Source organism: Pelagibacterium luteolum (assembly GCF_900100665.1).
Classification (GTDB): domain Bacteria; phylum Pseudomonadota; class Alphaproteobacteria; order Rhizobiales; family Devosiaceae; genus Pelagibacterium; species Pelagibacterium luteolum.
This window is the reverse complement of the sequence record NZ_FNCS01000013.1, coordinates 18248-35138: the sequence shown is the minus strand read 5'-3', so window position 1 is coordinate 35138 and position 16891 is coordinate 18248. Positions and strand designations below refer to the sequence as shown.

Below are 16891 nucleotides of genomic sequence, written 5' to 3'. Positions count from 1 at the left end.
TTGTCAAATTCGCGCCGCTTCGCATTGACCGCTTTACGATATGCAGCAATCGTTGACGCAAGCGTCAATGCACCCCGACGCATCAGCGCATTGGGAGATGCGCGCTTTGGAGGACTAGGAGGAGACCATGGCCACATTTAAATCTACGACCGCACTCGCGGCACTCGCCCTCGCCGCAATGGCATCGACCGCCCATGCCGGCGGACTCGAAGCCAATGGCTATAACTGGGACCTCCTCTTTGACCCCGCGACCTACGCCGCAAAGGCCACGGTGACGCACGTCAACATCGAGCACGATATCGAGAACCCAACCGGCTTTCCAGCATTGGGCGGAGCAGCGATTCCGGGCACCGTGTCTAGCTCTGCAGACCGCGTCCATTACAACCTTGCCGTCAAGGCGGACTTCAACGATCAGGCCACCTGCTTGATGTCGGCACAAAACCCCTTCGGAAACGGTGTCGACCGTAATCTCGCCTACGCCGCTCTGACCGGGCAAGCCGCTCGGGAGCGCCTGACATCCTTCGATGCTGGCCTGACCTGTAGCTACGGCTTTGACGTCGGCCCTGGCACCTTGAGCCCGATCCTGGGCATCTCCGCACAAACTCTCGGTTACGAGGCGGATATTCCCACAGGCCTGACCACCACAGCCCCTCTTTCGATCGCTGGGTCCGGAACCGGCTGGCGCGTGGGCGCCGCATACGAAATTCCGGAAATCGCACTTCGCGTCAGCGCTATCTATAACGCTGCGGTCGATTACACCCTTACCGGCACGGCATTTGGCGGACCGGCAACCGCAGATGCGACGACACCGCAGAGTTTTGAAGTGAAGGGGCAAACCGGCATAGCGCCTGGCTGGCTTGTTCTCGGCTCCGTCAAATGGGTCGATTGGTCTGTGCTGCAGTCCCTTAGCGTCGCGACAGTTGGTCCGGTTGTCGGTACCGATTTCTCGTATCGCGACGGCTGGACCGTGACTGGTGGCGTCGGCCACGCCATTACGCCCGACCTGACCCTGCTAGGCACGATAACCTGGGATCGCGGCACATCGTCAGTTAACGATTCAGGCGTCCTGATCAGCGGCACCCAGACCGACCGTTGGGGCGCAACCCTCGGCGGCGCGTATAATCTCGCTGAAAATCTCGAACTGTCGGGCGGTGTCTCCTACTCGATCATCGGAAGCGGAGAGAACCTGCGCGGCGAAACATGGGACGACGGTAGTGTTCTCGGCATCAGCGCCAGCCTCAAAGCCCATTTCTGATAACTGACCCATCAAATGAAAATGGCCCCTCTCGGGGCCATTTTTTTATTCTGTTTTGGACGATCAGGCCGAAAGGTGCGCCCTGATCGCATCGATCGCCGCTTGGGCTTGGGTCGCGTCCGGTCCACCCGCCTGAGCCATGTCCGGACGCCCGCCGCCGCCCTGACCTCCCAACGTGGCCGAACCAATCCGCACAAGGTCCACGGCGCTGAACCGATCCGTCAGTTCCTCGCTGACCCCTACTGATATCCCGGCCTTGCCGTCTTCGGTGGTACCCACGATCACGATAACCCCGGAACCGATCTGCTTTTTCGCCTGATCGACAAGCCCGCGCAAATCCTTGGGCTGCAGCCCTTCGACAACGCGCCCCATGAACGTGACCCCGTTGACATCCTCGCTCGACGAGCCACCCGATGCGCCGCCACCCATTGCCAGTTTCTGGCGGGCGTCAGCCAATTGCCGCTCAAGCCCCTTGCGCTCTTCGATCAGCGCTTCGACCCGGGCAACAGCATCGCGCGGCGAGACCTTCAATGCCGTAGCAACGGCTTTGAGCTGATTTTCCTGCTCGCCCATATAAGCCCGCGCGCCATCGGCCGTCAGGGCCTCCACGCGACGAACACCCGACGCGACCGAACTTTCCTGAACGAGTTTGACCAGCCCGATATCACCTGTCCGCTTCACATGCGTACCACCGCACAATTCCATCGAATAGGTCTTGCCTGCCTTCTCACCCTCGAGCGCGGTGCCCATCGACACAACGCGCACTTCGTCGCCATATTTTTCGCCGAATAGCGCCATCGCCCCGGCCTTAACGGCGTCATCGACTGCCATCAGTCGGGTCTCGACTGGCGCATTCTGCAAGATGATCGCATTGGCCAGCCGCTCGGCTTCCGCGATTTCAGCCTCGCTCATCGGCTTGGTATGCGAAAAGTCGAACCGCAAGCGATCGGCCGAGACCATCGAGCCCTTCTGCGCGACATGCGACCCGAGCACTTCACGCAGCGCTTCATGCAACAGATGGGTCGCCGAATGGTTCGCCCGAATAGCCGCGCGGCGCGCGTGATCCACCTTCAAGGTCAACGCGTCCCCAATAGCGACCGTCCCGGCCTCGACCTTGACGCGATGGGCAAATACGCCGCCTGCCTGCTTGGTCGTATCGACAACGATCAGCCGCGCGCCCTCTTCGCTTTCCATGGTGCCGGTATCGCCGACCTGCCCGCCGCTTTCCGCATAGAAAGGCGTCTGGTTCAAAACCACGAAACCTTCATCGCCCGCGTTAAGCGCATCTGCACTTGCGCCGTCGCGCACCAGGGCGAGGACCGCCCCGTCGCTTTCTTCGGATTCATAGCCAAGAAATTCAGTCGCACCGGCTGCATCGGCAACAGTAAACCAAACCGCGCTCGTCGCTGCGTCGCCGGACCCGGACCAACTCTTGCGGGCCTCGGCCTTCTGGCGCGCCATGGCGGCGTCAAATCCGGCCTGATCGACCCCGACGCCGCGCGCCCGAAGCGCGTCCTGAGTCAGATCGAGCGGAAAACCATAAGTGTCGTAGAGCTTGAAGGCAGTTTCACCGGCCAGCGTGTCACCGGTTCCAAGTCCTGTGCTCTCGTCTTCGAGAATCTGCAATCCGCGGCTGAGCGTCTTGAGGAACCGCTCTTCCTCGAGCCGGATCGTCTCGGCGATCATAGCCTCGCCCTGTACGAGCTCCGGGTAAGCCTGTCCCATCTCGCGGACCAGTGTCGGCACGAGCCGGTGAATGGTCGGTGCACTGGTCCCCAACAATGTGGCATGCCGCATGGCCCGGCGCATGATGCGGCGCAGCACATAGCCGCGCCCTTCATTGGCCGGCAATACGCCCTCGGCGATAAGGAACGACATCGAACGTAAGTGATCCGCGATCACACGATACGAAGCGACTGTGCTCTCGGTCGGAGATCGGCCAATGGCCGACGACGCGGAATCGATCAGATGCTTGAAGAGATCGGTTTCAAAGACGCTTTCGACCCCCTGAAGGATCGATGCCATGCGCTCGAGCCCCATGCCGGTATCGATCGAGGGCCGCGGCAGCGGCTCCTGCTGCCCGTCACCTGTCTGCTCATATTGCATGAACACGAGGTTCCAGAACTCAAGGAACCGGTCACCGTCTTCTTCAGGGCTACCCGGAGGCCCACCCCAGATGTGATCGCCCCTGTCGATGAAAATTTCCGAACACGGTCCGCAAGGGCCCGTATCCCCCATGGTCCAGAAATTGTCCGACGTGGGAATCCGGATGATCTTGTCATCCGAGAACCCGGCAATCTTTTTCCAATACTCAACAGCTTCGTCATCGGTGTGATAGACGGTAACGAGCAACTTGTCCTTGTCGAGACCGAATTCCTTGGTGACCAGCGTCCAGGCCAGCTCGATGGCCTGTTCTTTGAAATAGTCGCCGAACGAAAAATTGCCCAGCATCTCAAAGAAGGTGAGATGGCGCGCCGTGTAGCCCACATTATCAAGGTCATTGTGCTTGCCACCGGCCCGCACGCATTTCTGCGATGTCGTGGCCCGGCTATACGGACGCTTCTCAAGACCGGTGAAGACGTTCTTGAACTGCACCATACCGGCATTGGTGAACATCAGCGTCGGGTCATTGCGCGGCACAAGCGGGCTCGACGCAACGGCTTCATGCCCGTTCCTGGCGAAATAGTCGATAAAGGTCGAACGGATGTCGTTTACGCTGGTCATGATCGAGCCCGGAAAACCCTTTTTGCAGCGCTCGGCGCGGCGCCTGATGTCTTGTCGTTATGGACGGGCAAGGCTGTTCCCCCGCGCATCCGTCAGTTTGGCTTGCCTTCTATCGTGAGAGTGCGATCAGCGCAATGCGATCGCGCAATGGTCCTACGCACTCCCGTCCCAGACCATCAAGCCGCCATTACCCGATAGCGAAAGAAAAAAGGCGCCGGTTACCCGGCGCCAGGAGGTCACAACGGTAGCAGCCGCAATGATCAGTCGTCGCTGTCGGCGGAACTCTCTTCCCCGCCCGTGATCAACTCGGCCGCCAGCAAACCAGCGCTTTCGCGCACACCGGCCTCGATCTGCGCTGCAATTTCGGGATTGTCCTTCAAAAACTGTCGCGAATTCTCGCGACCCTGCCCCAAGCGCTGACTGTCATAGGAGAACCACGCGCCCGATTTCTCGACGATGCCCGACTTGACCCCCAGATCCAGCAACTCGCCTGTCTTGGAAATGCCCTCGCCATACATGATGTCGAATTCGACCTGGCGGAAAGGAGGCGCAAGCTTGTTCTTGACCACCTTGACGCGCGTCTGGTTGCCGATCATCTCCTCGCGATCCTTGATCGCACCGATACGACGGATATCAAGACGCACCGAGGAATAGAATTTGAGCGCATTGCCACCCGTCGTCGTCTCGGGGGAACCGAACATCACACCGATCTTCATGCGGATCTGGTTGATGAAGATCACCATGCCCTTGGAGCGCGCAATCGAAGCCGTCAGCTTGCGCATTGCCTGGCTCATCAGGCGGGCTTGCAGGCCGGGCAGTGAATCGCCCATTTCGCCTTCAAGTTCGGCACGCGGCGTCAGCGCTGCCACCGAGTCGACCACCAGCACGTCGATCGCACCCGAGCGCACCAGCGTATCGGCGATTTCGAGCGCCTGTTCGCCAGCGTCCGGCTGCGAAATCAGCAACTCATCGACATTCACGCCGAGCTTTCGGGCGTAGATCGGATCGAGCGCGTGTTCTGCGTCGATAAAGGCACAGATGCCACCAGCCTTCTGGGCTTCGGAGATCACATGCAGGGCCAGAGTGGTCTTGCCCGAGCTTTCCGGTCCGAAAATCTCGATGATTCGTCCACGCGGCAGGCCACCAATGCCTAGCGCGATATCGAGTCCCAACGATCCGGTCGAAATCGAGTCGACACTCACTGAGGCGTTTTCCCCCAGCTTCATGATCGAACCCTTGCCGTAACTGCGCTCGATTTGCCCCAATGCGGCTTCGAGTGCCTTGTTCTTGTCCATGGAACCCCCGTCAACAACGCGAAGCTGTGAAACTGCCATTTTGAGCTCTCCTTATTTCACCAAATGCCCCGCGCTTGCAACGCGATGGGTCGACCCTGAACGTCTATTTGTAAGTTTCATATTTGTTCTCATTTTGTTTCCGTCGTGTCAATGGACAAAATAAGAACAATGCAGGAAAACGGAACCGCAGCACTTCCAAACCACTTATCAGCGCATGGCGACAGAGAGACTCGGACTCGGCATCGCACTGGGAATAGTTGTTGGCGCGGGAATCGGCGTGGCGCTCGACAATATCGCCATGGGCGTCGGTATCGGCATCGCCATTGGTACCAGCATCGGCGTCGCCCTCAGTTCGTCAGATGACGACGATGACACACCCGATCGACAGCCCTAGTCCTCCCGCGCGCTCCCACTGCCCGAAAGCACTTCCTTCACCTTGGAATTGATCTGATCGAGCGTATAGGGCTTTGGCAGGAACTCGACGCTTCGGTCGTCAGCCAGCCCCTGCCGCACGCTTTCTTCGGCGTAGCCCGAGACAAAGATCACCCGCAATTCGGGGTAAAGACGGCGCACATGCGTCAAAAGCGTTGGCCCGTCCATCTCCGGCATCACGACATCAGAAATGATGAGATCGACCTTGCCGCCGATCTCCTCGAGCACCTCGAGAGCCTCGTCGCCCGATCCGGCCTCGAACACCTCATAGCCGGTGGTCGAAAGTGCCCGTGCCGAAAACATCCGCACGCTCTCCTCGTCCTCGACGAGCAGAATGCGCTCATTGCCGGTGAGGTCCTTGACGGGCGCCGCGATGGCCTTGACCACCTCTTCCTTCTCGATTGGAATATGACGCGGCAGGAACAGCCTGAACGTCGTGCCCTTGCCTACCTCCGATTCGGGATAGATGAACCCGCCGGTCTGCTTGATGATCCCATAGACCATCGAAAGCCCCAGCCCCGTGCCCTTGCCCAATTCCTTGGTCGAAAAGAACGGCTCGAAGATCTTCTCCATGATCTCGGGCGTCATCCCCGTGCCGGTATCGCCGACCTCGATCAGCACATAATCGGCCGCTGGCATGCCACGATAGTCAAACGTCGCTGCCTCGGCCTCTTCGACATTGCGCGTCCTGAGCGTGATCTGCCCGCCCTCCGGCATGGCATCGCGCGCATTGACGGCAAGGTTGATGATCACCTGTTCGAGCTGCACCAGATCGGCCCGAACCGGCCATACGTCGCGGCCATGCTCAACATCGAGCGCGACATGTTCGCCGATCAGGCGCTTCAAAAGCACAGTCAGATCATCGATATGCTGGGGGATTTCCAGCACCTGCGGCCGCAGCGTTTGCCGGCGCGAAAAGGCGAGCAACTGCCGCACCAGCCCGGCCGCCCGGTTGGCGCTCTGCTTGATCGACATGATATCGGAAAACGATGGGTCTGACGGCTTGTGCTTGAGCAGCAGCAAATCGGAAAACCCGATGATCGCCGTCAGCACATTGTTGAAATCATGCGCCACACCGCCCGCGAGCTGCCCCACGGCCTGCATCTTCATGCCTTGCGCGAACTGCTCCTCGAGTTGACGCTGCTCGGTCATGTCCAACGCGTAAAGGATTGCCGCTTCGTCCGTCTCTCCGCCACGCTCGACGCCGGAGATGAACATGCGGACATTGCGCGCCTTTTCGCCCGGAATAGTGGCGTCGACAGGATCGATCTCCGCCTTGTGCCCCTTGGCGTCCACAAGCGCGCCAACCAGCTTGGCGCGGCTCTCCTGGTCGATGAGTGTCGCCACATCGAGCCCTTCGAGCCCACGGTCGCCTGAAGCCAAGCCGAATATGCGGGTAAACGGCGCATTGGTGCGAACCACCCGCCCCTGCCCGTCGAGTGCCGCGATCGCAAAAGGGGTATTGTTGAAAAACCGCGAGAACCGCACTTCCGCGGCCATCAAAGCCTCTTCGCCATCAACGGCCCGGGACCGATCGAGCACCAGTGTCCGCGTTTCGCCCAATTCGCCCTCGGCGAGCCGCGCTGCGCGATGCAGCAGGCGAACCGGTAGATTGGTACCATCCTGGCGCACGAGATCGAGGTCGAGAATTTCGGTTTTCACCGCCCCGTCCTGACCGCCACCCATCAAAAGTCCGGCACCATCACCGTTGACGATCTCATGGAGATCGAGCTGTCCGGCCTCGAAATCAGCGAGGTCATAGCCCAGCCAGTCGGCCAAGGTGGAGTTGATATATTGAATGCGCCCATGCGCATTGGCCGAAAAGAACCCAGCCGGCGCGTGATCGAGGTAGTCGATGGCCTTTTGCAGTTCGACATAGAAGTTTTCCTGCGCCTCGCGGTCGCGAGAAATGTCCTCCACGGTCCAGATCACCGATTTTCCGTTCGCGCCCTCAAAGTCGGGAAGCCCACGTACGCCCACGCGATACCAGACGGCACGGCCCTTCCCGTGCGACAGCCTTATGTCTTCGACAATGCTCCGCCCGTCCCGCGCCGCGCGCGACAGACGATAAACCGCCTCGCTCGCTTCTGGCTGGCTGGCGAAAAGCCGGGGCACACCCACCGGTACGCCCTTGGACACGCCACCCGACAGTTCGGCATATTCGGCATTGGCGTAAAAAATCTTCCCGTCGCGATCCGAGACGACGGCGCCATAGGGCAAGCTATCGACTATAGCCCGCGCGAGCGTGCGCTTTTCCGATCCGCCAACGAACCGGAACAGTCCGGCCGCCAGCGCAAAAAGTGAAAACACGCCGATAACCGCCAGAACGCCGAGGAACAGCACGATTGTTTCGGGAGAAATCGCCTCGCCCATCATCGCAAAAGCCGCAGCCACAGCGATGAAGACAAGCGACAGCACAACGACCCGCCACAGCGCGGCGCTAGACGAGGGGCGCGCCACCACTGGCTCGGGATAGTTGTCCTCGTCCATGGGGGCAACTGCCATTGCTGTCGTTCCTCGTCACACGCTGGGCGCCCACTCCGAATCACGGGCTTCTATTGGTAGCAAAACCCGCTTCGCCTTGGGTAGTGCGGTTTAACCTTCTGTTAACAGAAGCGTTGCGCCTTAGCGGAGCAAATCGCTAATTGCCGCTTCTCCAGCTCGACCGGTTCTTGAGCCGCATGACGTAGCCGATGATCTGCGCCACGGCCTTGAAATGTTCTTCGGGGATTTGCTCGCCCACCTCGGCACCGGCGAACAGGGCCCGCGCAAGCGGCGGGTTCTCGACGATGGGAATATCGTGATCGCGCGCCAGTCCGCGAATCCTCAGCGCGATGGCATCGACGCCCTTCGCCACCACTTTTGGCGCAGCCATCTCACGATCATATTTGAGCGCAATGGCGTAGTGTGTGGGGTTCGTCACCACAACCGTCGCGTCGGGCACAGCCGCCATCATGCGCTTGCGCGAACGTTCGAGCCGGATTTGCCGGATGCGACCCTTGATATGGGGATCACCCTCCATATTCTTGTACTCGTCGCGGACTTCCTTGACCGTCATCATCTGCCGCTTCCACCATTTGTGGCGCATATACATATAGTCGAGCAGCGCGACGATCAGGATGGCGATCAGCGTGGCGATGAAGATCTTGATCCCCACCTCCTGGAACAACACCAGAATGGCGGAGATGTCCGAAGTGACGATGCTGTCGAGCTGGTCGCGATCGGGCCAGACCACGAGAAACATGATGGTCGAAAACACCACCAGCTTGAAAAGCCCCTTGCCGAAATTGACCAGCGCTTCGGTCGAAAACAGCCGCTTGGCCCCGGCCAGCGGAGAAATCTTGGACAGTTTCGGTTTGAGTGGATCGGTCGAAAACACCATCTTGTGCTGCACCATGTTTCCCGCGATCCCGCAGACGGCGAGGATCACCATGGGAATGAGCAGCGGCGCCAAAAGGCTGAGGGTGGCGCCCTGGACGAATTGGCCGAACCCCGGCCCGCCAAGCTCGTAGAGATCGGCCTGCGCCATATACCCGCTCAAGGTGCCCATGATCGCCGTGCTGGTCATCGGAGCCACAAAGGCAAACACCACCAGCGATCCTGCCACCATAAAGAGGGTCGTCACCTCCTGGCTCTTGACCACATCCCCCTTCTTGTGGGCGTCCTCGAGACGTTTATGGGACGGGTCTTCGGTCTTTTCGCTCTGTTCGGGCTGGTCACTCATGGCTCAGCCCAGAAAGAGAGAAAAATGGTCTTCGAGATGGCTCATATAGAGCCCCATCATCAGCGAGAGCAGCAGCGCAAAGAGGATCAGCCCGATAATGATATTGGCGGGCATGGCCATGAAGAACACCTGAATTTGGGGCATTAAGCGCCCCAGAATGCCAAGGCCCAGATAGAAGACCAGCCCGAACACCAGGAGCGGCGCGGCCATCTGCGTGCCGACCATGAACGCCTGCGCCACGATCCGCACCGCCATTTCAGCGGCATCGCCCAGCATCAACGGCGCATCGGGTGGAAAATAGGTGTAGCTCGCAAAAATCCCGGCCAGCAGCATGTGGTGCATGTCGGTGGCAAAAATCAGCGTCACCCCAAGCATGGCGAGGAAATTGCCGACGATGGCCCCCTGCACGCCCGGCTGGGTGGGATCCGACGTCTGTGCCATCGACAAGCCCATCTGGTAGGCAATCACCGAACCGGCAACCTGTGCTGCGGTGAGGATCAACCGCAATAGCCCGCCGAGGATGAACCCGACCGCTAGTTCGTGGCCCACTGCGGCCATCAACCCGCCTACGGTTTGCGGCACCGCACCCAATTGCGGCACGAGCAACGGAAAGAGGATGAACGCGAACGCCAATGCGAACGTCAGCCTCAGTCGCGCCGGGATAGTGCCCTCGCCCAGCGCCGGCATCAGCATGAGCATGGTCCCGAGCCGCGCGAAGATGAGAAAGAAATAATAGGCGACGTCCGGACCCCAGGTAACGCTCATCGCTACCCGCCCGTTATGATCATGTCGACGATCTGGTTCATGTAGGTCGCCATCGTCGCTCCCATAAAGGGCAGCGTCAAAAGCATGGTGAGAAAGATCGCGATAATCTTGGGGACAAAGACCAGCGTCATTTCCTGGATCTGCGTCAGCGCCTGAAACAGCGCAATGATCACCCCGACCACGAGCCCGACGATCATCATCGGCGCCGAAATGATGATCAGCGTCCAGATGCCCGATGTGGCAATGTCGAGCGTTTCTGCCCCGGTCATGCGCGAATGGCTCCGCCGCGATTCGTTAACGACAGCTTACACGACCACCCATTCCGTGTGATGTGGTGAATGGGTCAGGGTGGAGCGAAAATGGTGGCCGACGAGCACCGGAGCGGAGCGTACAAAAAGTACGTGAGCACCGGAGCGCAGGCGGCCGCCATTTGCAGCCCGCCCTCACCCATTCAAATTGGCATACGCATGATTTCTTCGTAGGCGGAGATTACGCGGTCTCGGACGGTAACCATGGTCTCCATCGCCGATTCCGTTTCGGCCAGGGCTGTTACGACGTCGATGACGTTTGCCTTGCCGTTGACCATGTCGATCCCAAGCTGGTCCGACTGTCGACCGGCTTCGGCGACGGAGTTGATTTGCTCAGCCAGCATCTGGCCGAAATTGGCGCCACCTGCCTCGGCTGCCGGGTTCGGCATCTTTCCCGATGCCTGATCGGAAATCAGGCGCGAGACATTGCCATAGGCTGCGGTCGCTGCATTGAATGGAGTGCTCATTTATTCGATCCTATCCGCGCAGGATATCCAGGGTCCGCCCCAGCATCTGACGCGAGACTGTCACGACGTTGAGATTGGCTTCATAAGTGCGCTGGGCCTCGCGCATGTCCATTGTCTCGATCAGCGTGTTGACGTTGGGATATTTGACATACCCATTCTCGTCGGCCGCCGGATGGCCCGGCTCAAAGCGCGATGAAAAATCGCTCATATCCGTGGCCAGATGACCAACAGCCACTTCATAGCCGCCCAGTTCGCGATTGAGCATGGCGTGAAACGTCGGGACCTTGCGCCGATAAGGATCCTCGCCCGGCGTTGTGCCGGCAGAATCCGCATTGGCCATATTCTCCGCGATCACCCGCATCCGCGCCGTCTGGGCGTTGAGCCCCGACCCGGCGATCTTGATCGACGTCATGAAATCATTCATCGCGAGCCCTAGCCTTGCTTGCCGAGTGCGATACGCATCAGTCGCATCGAGCGTGTGTAAAGTGTGGTCACAGCCTGGTAGTCCATCTGGTTGGTCGTGACCTTCATCATCTCTTCCTCGAGCGTCACGCCATTGCCTTCGGGCATGACCTCGAAACTGTTCATGGTGCGAGCGCCCATGGCGCGGCTGGGATCTCCACCGACCGAAAAATGCCGCGCATTGGTCGCCGCTGTGGTGACCATCGCGCCGGACCGCCGCTGAACGTCCTCGACCCTGAACGCCGACAGGTCGCGACCGCGATAGCCCGGTGTTTCGGCATTGGCGACGTTCTCGGACAACAGCGACTGCCGAGTCTGATGCCATTGCATCTTGTCCTTGAGGGCGGCAAATATGGGCAGGTCGCCAATGGCCATGTTGCGCAGCGATTCCCGGTTAAATCTTCAAGCTCGGCAAATTCTGCCCACCCCATGGTTAACGCCGCGTTAATTTTTACGCCACGGCCCCGCCTAACCGTCCCAATTTTGGCCGTACGCGCGCGTATGCTAGGCAAGTCTTGCCCCATTGCGGGCATATCGTTATGTGTTCGCTGAAACGACCGACCTCCCAGTCGACCTCCAAGGAGCGCATCCGTGCAATTTCTGACCAGCCTGTTCGGCGGTGAAACAAACTTCGTTACCGTAGCCATCGCACTGGCTATCGTCATCGTGCTGATCGTTCTGGCCGTCTGGCTGGTCAAGCTCGTGGGCGATGCCACCCGCAATGTCGGGCGTGGCCGCAACAGGCGCCTGATGGTGATCGACTCGATCGCCATCGACAACAAGCGTCAGGCCGTGATCATCCGTCGCGACGATGCGGAACACCTGATCGTCATCGGTGGCCCCAATGATCTTGTGGTCGAGTCAGGCTTCGAAGCTCCCGTTGAAGTCGCCCAGCGCGCGCCGCGTCGTCGCCAGACGACAGCCCCGGCCCCTGAGCCCACCCCTGCGCCCGCGCCTGCCACCCCTTCGCAGCCAGCGTCGAAATCGCTGCGCCACACCGGCCTGCTGCGGCCGGTCGAAAGCGAGCCCAAACTGGACGGTGGAAATCCCGACAAACCGGGCCGGCTTTCGACCGACTCAGCTAAAAGCGTTGCCATGTCGGCTTCCACTACCGTGGACCATGAGCCGACCATTGAGCCCAGGGAACGCGAATACTCTGACCACGGCCCGAACAAGATCTGACATCGCGCCGCGCCGGCACAATCGTTCCGGCGCGAAAGCACTTGCCTGCGTCGCCCTCGCCGCAACCGCACTACTGCTGAGCGCTCAGGCGGGCTTCGCGCAAGACATTTCCATAGATTTCGGCGACGAGACGACGCTGACCGAGCGCGCGATCCAGATCATCGCGCTCATCACCATCCTCGCCCTCGCGCCGTCGATCCTCGTGATGGTGACGAGCTTCACCCGCATCGTCGTGGTGCTCTCGCTCCTGCGCACCGCCATTGGCCTGCAGACCGCGCCGCCCAACTCGGTGATGATCTCGCTGGCGCTGTTCCTCACCGCCTTCATCATGGCCCCCACGCTCCAGTCCGCCTACGAGCAGGGTATCGTGCCGTTGATCGAAGGCGAGGTCGAGATCACCGAAGCCCTGGAAATCAGCTCGGGCCCCTTCCATGAGTTCATGCTCAACCACGTCCGTGAGCGTGACCTGATGCTGTTCATGGATTTGACCGAAACCCCGGCGCCCGAAACCCCCGAAGAGATCGAACTGCGTATTCTCGTCCCCGCATTCATGATCTCGGAACTGCGCCGCGCCTTCGAAATCGGGTTTCTCCTGTTCCTGCCCTTCGTTGTCATCGACATGGTCGTGGCCTCCGTGCTGATGAGCATGGGCATGATGATGCTGCCGCCAGTCATCATCTCCCTCCCGTTCAAGCTGATCTTCTTCGTCCTCGTCGACGGCTGGCACCTCGTCGCCGGGTCCCTGATACGAAGTTTCACGGGCTGAGCAGAGCCTAGGCCCTACCCACCATCGTCATCCCGGCCCTACGCCTGGACCCAGTATGCTCCGAAATCATTTCTGGTCGAGAACGACGATCTCTCGCCTACCCCGGCGCGCCCGCACCCGCTCCGACGCTCGCGACCTGCTGCGGCGCAGCCCTCAGCGGCGTCAGTGCATTCTCACCGGCATAAATCTCGCGATACGCATTGAGAAAGCCGTTGATGGCGTCGGTATTGGCGACCTTCCGCGCCACGTCCCGGAAATCCACGCCTGTCGCGTCCATATCTTCGGTGACCAGAGCGAACATCGGCCATTCCGGTGCATCCGCCATGGCGTCCGAAAACCGGCTGCGCAGCCGCGTGATCCCGATTGCGTCGTTGGCCAGAACATACCCCACCGCGGCCTTGACGATATTGGTCCGCCCCATCGGGCTCAGAGCCCCGGCATCGGCATCGGTCGCATAGAGCATTTCGATCCGCTCGCTGGCCTCGCGATAGCGCCGCGCCTGCCAAAGCGCATCGATACGCAATAGCTCGGCATCGCGTCCGGTCAGGCTCGAAAGCATATCCAGCGCCAGTTCCTGCCGCCCGGCATTGATCAGCGCGCTCGCCTCAAGGACCCGACGTTGGCGCTCCAGCCCGGGCGGCAATCCGGCCAGCCGCGTTGCGTTGATCACCCGCAGCGCCGAACTCGGATCGTGGTTGGCGATATGGACCACGGCAAGATCTGCAGCGACCTGTGCCCGGGCCGCGCCTTCAAGCCGGTTGTCCACTTGATACTCCAGCAGATCGGCGGCCTGAGCGAGCAGGTCGACCTTGATCAGCCGCTGGGCCAGATTGCGGATCATCACGTCCCCATCCGTCCCCGGAGGCGTCAACTGTCGATAATCATAATAGATGCTGAGCGCTTCGATGGGTTCGAGCGCATCGGCCTTGCCATCGAGATAAAGCCCCGCAAATTCTGTCCGGGCCCTATCCACCATCCCGTCGAGCACCGGCGAGTCCGCGTGCAGCGCCGCAACGTCATGGGTCAGCACGAACGCATCGCGAAAATCTGAATTGCGGTACATGAGGTCGGCAAGCTTGGACGTCATCTCCAGTTCAAGCGGCCCACCGCGCCAGATGGTGGCCTGAACCGAAAGTGTCGAGATGGCGCGATCGAGATCGAGGCGATCCATCTCGTCCAGCAACTCGATCGTCCGCAGCACGGCCTCGGCCGTTGTCGGACGCCTATCGGCTGCGATCACGCGCCCAAAACTTTCCAAAGCTTCGGCCGAATGCCCATTGAGCTTGTCGACCATGCCGCCGAACAGTTCATAGAACGCCATCTGGTCTCGGGTCAGCGTCGAGAGTTCGAGCGTGTTGAGCATCTTGTTCGCAAATTCGGCATCGCCGTGCATCACCGCCGCCCGTGCCGCGGCCAGCAGGAATCGTGACCGGACCCAGCTCGGATACTCAGCGACCGCACTCTCGGCGCCCATCGCGTCGAGCCGAGCAGCGGCATAGTCCCGTCCCGATTCCGCCCGCACAATGGTCCGCCAGATCATGGCGTCGGCTTCGTCGCGCATATCGTCCGAGTTGAGGATCGCAAGCGCCTCGTCCACCCGGCCCGCCAAAGCACTCGCAGCGCCCAGCGTCGCGTTCAGCTCGATGTCGAGCCCTTCCTGACGCAATTCGCGGCGCATAACTTCGAGAATGCCGATGGCCTCCTGTGCCAGCCCATTGCCGAGATAAAACTGCGCCAGCTCCAGCCGTGCCCGGTCGAGCTCACGCCCTTCCGTCGTCGCCGTCCGGTGGACGAGCGCGTTCTTGCGCTCCGCAAAGTGGAGTGGATTGGGCGTATTGAGCGATGCGAGGTCGAGCGCACTGTCACTCCCACCCTCGGGCATGCGGAACCGCACTGTCTGGGCATCAGACAAGGTCAGCCCGGTGGCGCCGGAAATCACCGCCAGCCGATCCTCGATGCGGACTCCCACCCCCTGATGATGCGGCTTGATCACCAGCCCGTGGATGGAACGCGGTGCCGAGAAATCGACATACTGAAAATCCCGCACCACACCGCGCGCCGGCGGAAATACGGTAACGACGTCCAGAACATCACCCACCACAGGGTCACGCAGCTGATGCACCTTGGAGGGCTGCCCGAGGTCAGCCATCATTTCGTAAAACCCTGCACTGTCGCGCCGCCGATTGAGCGACACCGGCTCGGTGGCGCTCAACAGCGTGTCGCCGAGCGAAAGCACCCAGGCCATGCCCTCCGAGCCGATGGTCGCCAGGCGGTCCTGGCTCAAATCCATCCGCACCACTTGCGACGCACCCGCCGCCTGCACGCTGAAATCGGTGACCAGACCATCAAAGATCGACCCCGCCGCCGCATCCGGCTCGGCGATCGGAATGGTGCTGTCAAACAGCATCCACACCGTATCTCCGCGTCGAAACACCGCCGAAGCCGTCGCTGTGTGAAACGGAAAGACGACGCGGACCGTCTGTCCCACCGAACTCACACGCGGGACGATTACATCCGGCACATCGACCGCCACGGCGGCTTCGTCCTCGTCGGCAAGCGGTTCGATCACCCCGTTCGCTTCCGCATCTGCGATCAACGCCTGAATATCGACTCCGCCGGTCTCGGCGGCAGGATTGTTGATATCGAGAATGAATTGCGAAGCAGTGTTCTCATAAAACCGCAGGTCGACATCTTCGGCCAGCGTCAAGTTGATGGTGCTGCCGCCTCCATCGACTTCATTTTCGACGCTCTCCACCTGCACCGGCAGGTTCGATATCAACGGATAGATATCGATCGGCACCGGCCAATCGAATTTGATCGCGGCAGCGAGCCCGTCCTGGGTAAATTCGGCCTTAGTGCCCACATTCCAGTCGAAGATGACCCGCGAGAACGTCGGATGCGTCCCAACAGCGATATCGGCAACGGGATTATACTCGGCCACCATTTCCGCGCGGCGCCGCTCCTCGGCGATGCGCGCGGCATCCTCGGCACGATCGGCCAGCTTGGCTATGATGTCGTCCGGAAGCGCGGGCGGCAGTCCGACCCAATCCAATGGCAAGAGATCGATATAGAGCTGCTCACCCGCGGCGATCGTATTGAGCCGGAACGGCCCCCGCAGCCCCATGCGCAACGCCGTCATGTCTGGATCGAACCGCGCGATCGCAAGATAATTGCCCAGCACCGCGCCCACATCGGGCAGGCTGCCGCGCATGGTCGTGTCGGTCATCTCGACGACAAGCACGCCGTTTTCGCTGCTGATCGTATGCTCGGGCAACGACATTCGCTCGGGAAAGGTAAGGATCAGCCGCGCATAGCCATCCTGCGGCAGTGCCTCGAGCACCACCCGTTCCTGCGCCGCAGCACCGTGGGAAAAAGCGACAACGACAGCCCATGCCAAAACGGCCAGCGAGATTGCTCTCGCGGCGCCGCACACTGAGCGTCCACGTTTCTTGGTGGTTGAAAGCATTCTGCCTTGCGCCCTAACTCTTGCGAGAGACTAGAGCGCAGCGCT

General features: G+C 60.5%; 14 protein-coding genes. 4 read left to right on the top strand and 10 right to left on the bottom strand.

Annotated elements, in window-relative coordinates; all coding sequences use genetic code 11:
- Positions 1-127 precede the first annotated feature (127 nt).
- Positions 128-1255 (top strand): OmpP1/FadL family transporter, encoded by a 1128-nt coding sequence (locus tag BLR31_RS16145; protein ID WP_090597772.1) that lies wholly within the window; start codon positions 128-130, stop codon positions 1253-1255.
- Between the two features lie 63 nt (positions 1256-1318).
- Here BLR31_RS16145 and alaS read toward each other — a convergent pair whose 3' ends face one another.
- Both alaS and recA read right to left on the bottom strand, forming a co-directional pair.
- A complete protein-coding gene (gene alaS, locus BLR31_RS16140) occupies positions 1319-3979 on the bottom strand; it encodes an alanine--tRNA ligase (protein ID WP_090597770.1) in 2661 nt (886 codons plus the stop codon).
- Between the two features lie 260 nt (positions 3980-4239).
- Positions 4240-5313 (bottom strand): recombinase RecA, encoded by a 1074-nt coding sequence (gene recA, locus BLR31_RS16135; protein WP_090597769.1) that lies wholly within the window; start codon positions 5311-5313, stop codon positions 4240-4242.
- 175 nt (positions 5314-5488) lie between these two features.
- Between recA and BLR31_RS16130 the strand changes: the two genes are divergently transcribed.
- A complete protein-coding gene (locus BLR31_RS16130; RefSeq protein ID WP_090597767.1) occupies positions 5489-5668 on the top strand; it encodes a glycine zipper domain-containing protein in 180 nt (59 codons plus the stop codon).
- Here the strand turns inward: BLR31_RS16130 and cckA are convergent.
- From cckA to flgB, 7 genes are all read right to left on the bottom strand, one after another.
- Positions 5665-8211, bottom strand: a complete 2547-nt coding sequence (gene cckA / locus BLR31_RS16125; RefSeq protein ID WP_090597765.1) for a cell cycle histidine kinase CckA — start codon at positions 8209-8211, stop codon at positions 5665-5667. The two genes, BLR31_RS16130 and cckA, sit on opposite strands and share 4 nt — an antisense overlap.
- A gap of 136 nt (positions 8212-8347) precedes the next feature.
- Positions 8348-9430, bottom strand: a complete 1083-nt coding sequence (flhB, locus tag BLR31_RS16120) for a flagellar biosynthesis protein FlhB (RefSeq protein ID WP_090597763.1) — start codon at positions 9428-9430, stop codon at positions 8348-8350.
- 3 nt (positions 9431-9433) lie between these two features.
- Positions 9434-10195 (bottom strand): flagellar biosynthetic protein FliR, encoded by a 762-nt coding sequence (gene fliR / locus BLR31_RS16115; protein WP_090597761.1) that lies wholly within the window; start codon positions 10193-10195, stop codon positions 9434-9436.
- A gap of 2 nt (positions 10196-10197) precedes the next feature.
- Positions 10198-10464: a flagellar biosynthesis protein FliQ gene (gene fliQ, locus BLR31_RS16110; protein WP_090597759.1), complete on the bottom strand. Its 267-nt coding sequence runs from the start codon at positions 10462-10464 to the stop codon at positions 10198-10200.
- Positions 10465-10646: 182 nt separating this feature from the next.
- Complete coding sequence (fliE, locus tag BLR31_RS16105) at positions 10647-10970, bottom strand: flagellar hook-basal body complex protein FliE (protein WP_090597757.1); 324 nt, start codon at positions 10968-10970, stop codon at positions 10647-10649.
- Between the two features lie 10 nt (positions 10971-10980).
- A complete protein-coding gene (flgC, locus tag BLR31_RS16100) occupies positions 10981-11394 on the bottom strand; it encodes a flagellar basal body rod protein FlgC (RefSeq protein WP_090597755.1) in 414 nt (137 codons plus the stop codon).
- Between the two features lie 8 nt (positions 11395-11402).
- Complete coding sequence (flgB, locus tag BLR31_RS16095; protein ID WP_090597752.1) at positions 11403-11807, bottom strand: flagellar basal body rod protein FlgB; 405 nt, start codon at positions 11805-11807, stop codon at positions 11403-11405.
- Positions 11808-12023: 216 nt separating this feature from the next.
- Here flgB and BLR31_RS16090 point away from each other — a divergent pair, with 216 nt between their 5' ends.
- Together BLR31_RS16090 and fliP are read left to right on the top strand one after the other, a co-directional pair.
- Positions 12024-12614 (top strand): flagellar biosynthetic protein FliO, encoded by a 591-nt coding sequence (locus tag BLR31_RS16090; RefSeq protein WP_090597750.1) that lies wholly within the window; start codon positions 12024-12026, stop codon positions 12612-12614.
- Positions 12565-13380 carry a flagellar type III secretion system pore protein FliP gene (gene fliP / locus BLR31_RS16085; RefSeq protein ID WP_425287262.1) on the top strand — a complete coding sequence of 272 codons (816 nt, stop codon included), beginning with the start codon at positions 12565-12567 and terminating at the stop codon, positions 13378-13380. The genes BLR31_RS16090 and fliP overlap by 50 nt, the downstream gene beginning before the upstream one ends.
- Positions 13381-13477: 97 nt before the next feature.
- On the opposite strand, the gene BLR31_RS16080 is transcribed toward fliP, so the two are convergent.
- Positions 13478-16846, bottom strand: coding sequence for a tetratricopeptide repeat protein (locus BLR31_RS16080; protein ID WP_143009416.1), 3369 nt, complete (start codon positions 16844-16846; stop codon positions 13478-13480).
- Positions 16847-16891: the final 45 nt, after the last annotated feature.

Bases quoted from the DNA above. Each gene is read 5' to 3' on its own strand.
- fliR (WP_090597761.1), bottom strand. From the start codon at position 10,195: ATGAGCGTTACCTGGGGTCCGGACGTCGCCTATTATTTCTTTCTCATC.
- alaS (WP_090597770.1), bottom strand. From the start codon at position 3,979: ATGACCAGCGTAAACGACATCCGTTCGACCTTTATCGACTATTTCGCC.
- recA (WP_090597769.1), bottom strand. From the start codon at position 5,313: ATGGCAGTTTCACAGCTTCGCGTTGTTGACGGGGGTTCCATGGACAAG.
- fliQ (WP_090597759.1), bottom strand. From the start codon at position 10,464: ATGACCGGGGCAGAAACGCTCGACATTGCCACATCGGGCATCTGGACG.
- cckA (WP_090597765.1), bottom strand. From the start codon at position 8,211: ATGGCAGTTGCCCCCATGGACGAGGACAACTATCCCGAGCCAGTGGTG.
- BLR31_RS16130 (WP_090597767.1), top strand. From the start codon at position 5,489: ATGGCGACAGAGAGACTCGGACTCGGCATCGCACTGGGAATAGTTGTT.
- flgB (WP_090597752.1), bottom strand. From the start codon at position 11,807: ATGGCCATTGGCGACCTGCCCATATTTGCCGCCCTCAAGGACAAGATG.
- BLR31_RS16145 (WP_090597772.1), top strand. From the start codon at position 128: ATGGCCACATTTAAATCTACGACCGCACTCGCGGCACTCGCCCTCGCC.
- flgC (WP_090597755.1), bottom strand. From the start codon at position 11,394: ATGAATGATTTCATGACGTCGATCAAGATCGCCGGGTCGGGGCTCAAC.
- fliE (WP_090597757.1), bottom strand. From the start codon at position 10,970: ATGAGCACTCCATTCAATGCAGCGACCGCAGCCTATGGCAATGTCTCG.
- BLR31_RS16080 (WP_143009416.1), bottom strand. From the start codon at position 16,846: ATGCTTTCAACCACCAAGAAACGTGGACGCTCAGTGTGCGGCGCCGCG.
- flhB (WP_090597763.1), bottom strand. From the start codon at position 9,430: ATGAGTGACCAGCCCGAACAGAGCGAAAAGACCGAAGACCCGTCCCAT.